Raw genomic sequence first — 2,928 nt, 5'->3', positions numbered from 1 at the left:
ATAATATATTAATTGATGACAATACTTTTAATTCTATTCTTTCAGCAAATAACACATATATTAAGGGTAATATCTCAAAGTATTTTGAAACAAAAAATAAAATAATAGAGCAGGTAGAACAAACGGTTAGTAAGGTTAATCAATCTCTAGATACTTTTTTTAATAATTTCCAGAAAAGTTTATTTGTCTTCATATCTTTTTTCTTAACAGTATTTATTTATAAGATTATTAACAAAGCAGAAGTTGATAAGATTTTTAATAAGGAAACTTCAATAATTGGATTAGGATTATTGTTATTATCTCTTTTCTTTATGATTTTTTCTAGAGTGATTTTAAGCTTAGATAAAGAAAGAATGAAAAACAGATATGAAAAAGTAAAAGACAGATATAAAGATGTTTTAATCACGGAAGATATTGAGAAAATTTTAAATAATGATGAAGAGTATTTAAGTGAAATTAGTTACTTAAATAAAAGAGTTTATTGGTATACCTTTTTGTGGATTATCACATTAATGTTATTTCTGATAATTTTGTTTTTAGCCTCTGATTATCTAGAGTTGTATTCAAATGTAGATAATAATTTAAAACCAAATTGTTGTTGCTAAAAAGTCTATAAGTTATGGAATATAAATACCTTATTAAAGAACCTAATAGTTGTTCTGAGCATGAAATTCATAAGTTTTATGATCTTGTAGTAAAAGGAGGAAAAGTTAAGTTAGAAGGTTTGCGTGAAAGAATTTTGAATTGTAAATTATTGGCTTTTTGCTATAATACTTCAAATGAGATAATTGCAATTTCTTCAATAAAAAAACCTCAAAAAAGTTATATTACTAAAGTAATAAAGAATGCAAATTTAGATAGATTACATACGGATCTACAATTTGAGTTAGGATATTCCTTTACTGATGTTGAATATAGAAGAAAAGGCATTAATGGTAATTTAAAAGCGCATCTTTTAGATGCAATTAAAGTAGAAGATTGTTTAGTTTTTTCAACAACAGCAATCACTTCCAGTCAAATCTTTTTAGAAAATAATGGTTTCATTTGTTATGGGAAATCATATGATGGAGAAAATGATAGAGATATAAAGTATTATGAAAAAAGATTTGGTAAAATTTGAGATTTAATAAAATAATTAAAAAAAATATGTCAACACCTTTTAACTCTGAAAAGATTATAACTCATAAAATTAATGAATCAGAACTGAGTACTTTCTTAGTTGGATTTGATTTAAATGATGAAGGGATAAGAGAATATAGAATAAAACCTTTAATTGAGAAACTAACTCATGTAATTCATGAATTCGCATTTGGATATCATGAAGGTACAGAAACACCTAATACAGAAACACTATCAAAGCTTTCTGAAGCTGCAAAATCTATTTATAAAATTGATTCTTTCCAAAAAATTAAAGACTTGTGTGATATTGATGAGAGCATAAGTGATGATGTTGATGATAAGTACTTAAGAAGAGGAGAATTTGGAGAGTTAATTTTGCATTTACTATTACGGGATTTTCATAAAACCACACCACTTCTTTCAAAGATTTATTTCAAGGATTCATTTGGGCATACTGTACATGGATTTGATGCTGTACATATTCAAGAAGAAACTAAGACACTTTGGCTAGGAGAATCAAAATTGTATCTTGATGGGAAAAGGGGAATTAAAGCTTTAATTTCTGATATTGAAGAACACTTCAAAAGTGATTATTTAAATTCAGAATTTCTTATTATTTCAAAGAAAATAAAGCATTTTGATAATACTCCTGATAAAGATTATTGGGTTGACTTAATGTCTAAATCCACAAAATTAATTGACCAACTAGATACGATAAATATTCCTCTTCTGTGCACATTTAATTCTGATCTTTTTTCTAGTTATGATGATGAAAGTTCTTCAGAATTTGTTGATGCATATATTCAACAAATGAGAGAATTAAAAGAATATTTTGATACGAATCATAATCATCCATTAAAAACTAAATTAAACATAATTTTGATTCTTTTTCCAGTTCAAAATAAAGTCACTTTAGTTAAAGGGTTACATAAAAAACTATCTCTCCTTCAAGCTTTATCAGAATAATGGAACAACTCATTGAAACTATTGAAAATAAAAGTTCATTTACTATAGATGAAACATTTGAATTATATAAATTATGTTCAAAATTCATCATTGAGGATGAACAGAAAGCTCAAAAAATTGTAATTAACATTCTTAATAACAGAGGTAAGTTTGATAATAGTTTAGATCCTATTTTGACAGATTTAGTTGAAGCTGTGGGTTTTTATCCTTATCTGCAAAAAGAAAATTTAATTCTGGACTCCACAGATTCGTTAATTAGAAAAGAGTATCATCATTCTAATAATGTTGATAAATTTTTACATGAAGATCAAAGACATCTCCTATCTCTCCTAAATTCAGATAAGAATATTATAGTAAGTGCTCCTACAAGTTTTGGAAAAAGTCTTTTAATTGAGGAATTTGTTGCATCTAGAAAATTTAAAAATATAATAGTAATACAACCTACTTTAGCACTTTTAGATGAGACTAGAAAGAAACTTTTAAAGTATGATGAATACTATAAAATTATAGTCAGAACTTCTCAAGAAGCAAGTACTGATAAAGGAAATTTATTTTTATTTACTGCTGAAAGAGTCAATGAGTATCAAAATTTTCCGTTAATTGAATTTCTAGTAATTGATGAATTCTACAAGCTTAGCGCAAAAAGAGATGATGAAAGAGCAGACTCTCTGAATAACGCATTCAATTATATTCTTAAAACATTCAATAGTAAATTTTATTTATTGGGACCAAATATTGATGGAATTTCTCCAGGGTTTGTAGAAAAGTATAATGCTATTTTTTATAAGACCAAATCATCATTGGTTGATACTAAAGTTATTGATATTTATACACCAAATAAAG

Annotated in this window: 4 protein-coding genes; all 4 read left to right on the top strand. The window is 25.9% G+C overall.

Going from position 1 to position 2,928, the window contains the following annotated elements; genetic code table 11:
- On the top strand, positions 1-605 hold a 605-nt coding region (locus B0E44_RS18700), incomplete at its 5' end, for a hypothetical protein (protein WP_165688748.1).
- Between the two features lie 14 nt (positions 606-619).
- Positions 620-1,120, top strand: a complete 501-nt coding sequence (locus B0E44_RS00175) for a hypothetical protein (protein WP_077370187.1) — start codon at positions 620-622, stop codon at positions 1,118-1,120.
- A gap of 26 nt (positions 1,121-1,146) precedes the next feature.
- Positions 1,147-2,085: a DUF1837 domain-containing protein gene (locus B0E44_RS00170; RefSeq protein ID WP_077370186.1), complete on the top strand. Its 939-nt coding sequence runs from the start codon at positions 1,147-1,149 to the stop codon at positions 2,083-2,085.
- Positions 2,085-2,928 (top strand): DEAD/DEAH box helicase (locus B0E44_RS00165; RefSeq protein ID WP_124019250.1); only part of this gene is annotated, 844 nt, incomplete at its 3' end. The genes B0E44_RS00170 and B0E44_RS00165, both read left to right, overlap by 1 nt.

This window comes from Flavobacterium sp. A45 (genome assembly GCF_002001005.1).
Classification (GTDB): domain Bacteria; phylum Bacteroidota; class Bacteroidia; order Flavobacteriales; family Flavobacteriaceae; genus Flavobacterium.
Note: the sequence above shows the minus strand (reverse complement) of the source record. Positions and strands in the feature narration are given on the sequence as shown.